Here is a 3,719-nt window from a genome sequence, read left to right as displayed (position 1 = left end):
AGCGACCGTGTCTCACCACATCATCACTGCTACAATCGGGACACAACACAGGTTCTAATATCATTGGTCAGGACAGGAAAGACAACTCCTCTCATTCTCTCATTTCCACACGTCTAGAACATTGCCACTTTCCCAGGAGGATGAGGGGAGAGCATCCTTGATGTTGCATTCTTCAGATGCACCCCTGCCAGTGGCAGAACCAGAGTTACCGAATGGTCAGGTGCGTCTCGCTTCTGCGTTTTATGTGGAGCGAGTTCCTTATGAAGCTCAGTGTTACAAGGAGATTTTGCAACCAGGAGCTTTGATTCGGATCAAGGCACCGAGACAGATGGGGAAAACTTCGCTGATGGCGAGGATTCTTTATCGAGCAAATGAGCAGGGTTATCGCACGGTGCCGTTGAGTTTTCAGCACGCGGATACGGCAGTTTTCACGGATTTAAATCAACTTTTGCGGTGGTTTTGTGCCCGGATTTCTCGAAAGCTGCGCCTTCCTCATCAATTAGATGATTATTGGACGGATACTTTTGGCAGTAAAGATAATTGCACGATTTATTTTGAGGATTGTTTGCTGTCAGCATCCAATAGTCCGTTGGTGTTAGGTTTGGATGAGGTGGATCGGGTTTTTCAATATCCCAAAATTGCTGACGATTTTTTTGGGTTGTTGCGGGCTTGGTATGAGGAAGCTGGCTATGGGAATGGCGATAGCGATCGCTGGCAACAACTGCGTCTGGTGGTGGTACATTCAACGGAAGTTTATATCCCCCTAAATGTCAATCAATCGCCGTTTAATGTAGGGTTGCCGATTGAGTTACCGGACTTTAGCCCGGAACAGGTGCAAGATTTAACTCAGCGGCATGGACTGAATTGGAATGCAACGCAGGTTGAGCAATTAATGAGGTTAGTTGGTGGACATCCTTATTTAGTACGATTGGCGCTTTATCATATCGCTCAGCAGACGATTACGTTGGAGCAACTGTGGGAAACTGCTCCGACAGAAGCGGACTTTACGATGACCATTTGCGAAGACATTTGTGGAATCTGCAACTACATCCAGAGTTAGCAGCTGCTTTCGCTAAAGTAGTAACAGCGGACACACCCGTAGAATTAGAGTCGGTGCCAGCATTTAAACTGCACAGCATGGGGCTGGTACAGTTGCAGGGTAATAATGTCACGCCGCGCTTCGATTTGTATCGGCAATATTTTAGCGATCGCTTGAGAGAAAGTATAGATATCAAAACGTGTTTAAATTGACGCAAATACATAATTGTTGCTTGAGGTAAGAAAATGCCTTCTCCATTTCCAGGGGTAGATCCATACTTAGAAAATCCTGAATTGTGGGCTGAGGTACATCATCGGTTAATTACTGCGATCGCCATTGCCATAGCCCCCTCTGTTCGTCCTAAATATCGCGTAGCAATTGAAAAGCGGATTTATTTAAGCGATGTAAAAGATAGCGACTTGGTGATGATTCCTGATGTGGCGGTATTCTCCAAGCCTTCATCCGCTAACCAATCTCAATCAACCGCAACGCTTACCTCCCCGCGCGAACCGATAACAGTAACACTACCAATTCCCGAAGAAACTAGGGAAGGTTACTTAGAAATTAGAGAAGTAGGAACGGGTGAGGTGATTACTGTTATAGAAATCCTTTCCCCTAAAAATAAACGCGCGGGAGTTGGACGAAACTTGTATGAAAGTAAGCGACAACAAGTTCTAACAAGTGCCACCCATCTAGTAGAAATTGACTTACTAAGAGGCGGAAAACCAATGCCTGTTCGCAGTGGAATTGACACAGATTATCGAATTTTAGTGAGTCGAAGCGTTCGCCGTCCAGCAGCTCATTTGTATGCCTTTACTGTACGAGAAGAAATTCCCCCATTCCCCTTACCCTTGCAGTCTGGGGATGCAGAAGTGCAAGTAGAGTTGCAAGCTTTGTTAAGCGAGGTGTATGACCAAGCGGGATTTGATTTAGCGGTAGATTATACTCAGCCTGCAATACCACCCTTGAAGGGAGAGGATGCTGTTTGGGCTGATGCATTGTTGCGAGAAAAAGGGTTGCGGTGATGAGGATATAGTAAGCGATCGCTTGAGAGAAAGTATAGATATCACGAGTAACTGACATGGATGCTGATGAATTACTCAGACGCATTTAAAAGGAGCTAACCTGACAAATGCCAATTTGAGTGATGTCGAGTGGAAAGATGTCGATTTGAGTAGAGCAAACTTAACGGGTGCTACAATCTGGAGCGTAGCAAATGGAATTCTGTCACCTCTTACGAAACAATCATACCTGACGGTAAATTTATGGATGATGACTACTAGCGATCGTGAAGAAAACACAAAAGAGTATTGAAAAAGAAAAAGTCAAAGATTAAGCGATCGCGCTTTGACCAAAACTATCAATCTATCCCTAAACTTAGTTACTCAAAGGTAAAAGAAATGGCATATAGTGACTTTACATTAATCAGAGTGCTGAAAACATTTGACTTAACTCTTGTAGATAGACTTGATATGTTCTCAGATATACCTAAATTAGAGAGCAGTAATTATCTGGCAGAAACACTCCAATATAATCTGCCTTTAGCCCTTGCTAGTAACACCGAAAAATCTCGTTCGGAAATGATTATCACCCCAATTCTAATTGAAGTGAGAAAAAAACTTCAAAATAAAGTTAGTTTATTTTCTGGAATAGATTTTACTGTTGATGCTGAAAGAGGGTTAAATGGCAATTGCGACTTTATAATTAGCGGTTCCCCAGAACTGCTACTGCTTAGAACACCAGTAATTACAATTGTAGAAGCTAAAAAAGAGAATATTAATGCAGGATTAGGGCAGTGTGTAGCGGAAATGATTGCAGCTAAATTATTTAACGAACGTGAGGAAAATAATATTAGGTCGATTTATGGAGCTGTTACTACTGGAGATCGTTGGAAATTTTTGAGATTGAATGGACAAACAATCGAGGTTGAGTTAGGCGAACATCTGATTAGCAATTTAGATAAAATATTAGGAATTATAATATATGGAATAAAGGATAATATGACGTAAACTAAATAAAGTTTAATAGTTGAAAATTCTAAATTTCAGTTAACTAACACTTTGATATACAACATTTATAAATAATGTATGATTTTTCAGTTTACCCTTTTATCTCTGCTGCCTCTGGGTCTTAGCGGTTAACTTATTTAAAACTCTTCACAGCTAAAATAGAATTAGTATATAAGAACTAGCTATTATTAATTAATAATAACAGTTGTTTATAACAAATATCAAAAAGCGGTGTTTTCTACCCAATCAGAACCACTTATGAGTCAAGAGCCAAACCCAGCCTATAACTATAAAGTGGGTGGACATTTACCTCTTGATGCTCCCACTTATGTGGTGCGACAGGCAGATTTTGACCTTTATGAAGGACTCAAAGCTGGGGAGTTTTGTTATGTGCTGAATTCTCGGCAGATGGGGAAAACTAGCTTGCGGGTGCGAACAATGCACAAGTTGCAAGCGGAAGGATTCGCCTGTGCAGCGATAGACTTGACGAAAATTGGTAGCCAGGAGATTACACCGGATCAGTGGTATGCAGGCGTGATAAGGCGCAGGGCTATTTCATTCTAGACAGAGAGGGTGAAATCCAGTAAGCTAAAGCTCAACGAATTTTTCTTATCGAGCTATGAGAACGCTTGCCATTGTGGAAGCCTTTTCCAGTTTGCCTGACGCACGAC

At 41.9% G+C, this 3,719-nt stretch carries 4 protein-coding genes and 2 pseudogenes; 5 read left to right on the top strand and 1 reads right to left on the bottom strand.

Annotation, left to right across the window (positions count from 1 at the left end):
• The coding region (locus tag AC2VDX_RS21595) for an IS1 family transposase (RefSeq protein WP_378177235.1) at positions 1–64 on the bottom strand (64 nt) is incomplete at its 3' end.
• Between the two features lie 117 nt (positions 65–181).
• Between AC2VDX_RS21595 and AC2VDX_RS21590 the strand changes: the two are divergent.
• The 5 genes and pseudogenes from AC2VDX_RS21590 to AC2VDX_RS21570 all read left to right on the top strand — a co-directional run.
• Positions 182–1,251, top strand: a pseudogene (locus AC2VDX_RS21590) (AAA-like domain-containing protein); the annotation flags it as partial.
• A gap of 33 nt (positions 1,252–1,284) precedes the next feature.
• The gene (locus AC2VDX_RS21585; protein ID WP_378181683.1) at positions 1,285–2,064 is read left to right on the top strand and encodes a DUF4058 family protein; all 780 of its coding nucleotides are present in this window, start codon (positions 1,285–1,287) and stop codon (positions 2,062–2,064) included.
• 70 nt (positions 2,065–2,134) lie between these two features.
• A complete protein-coding gene (locus tag AC2VDX_RS21580; RefSeq protein ID WP_378181689.1) occupies positions 2,135–2,353 on the top strand; it encodes a pentapeptide repeat-containing protein in 219 nt (72 codons plus the stop codon).
• A gap of 86 nt (positions 2,354–2,439) precedes the next feature.
• Complete coding sequence (locus tag AC2VDX_RS21575) at positions 2,440–3,048, top strand: hypothetical protein (RefSeq protein WP_378181686.1); 609 nt, start codon at positions 2,440–2,442, stop codon at positions 3,046–3,048.
• A gap of 231 nt (positions 3,049–3,279) precedes the next feature.
• Positions 3,280–3,609, top strand: a pseudogene (locus AC2VDX_RS21570) (AAA-like domain-containing protein); the annotation flags it as partial.
• Positions 3,610–3,719: the final 110 nt, after the last annotated feature.

It is taken from the genome of Coleofasciculus sp. H7-1, assembly GCF_057473865.1.
The sequence above is the reverse complement of the archived record's forward strand: the minus strand, read 5'-3'. Positions and strand labels throughout refer to the sequence as shown.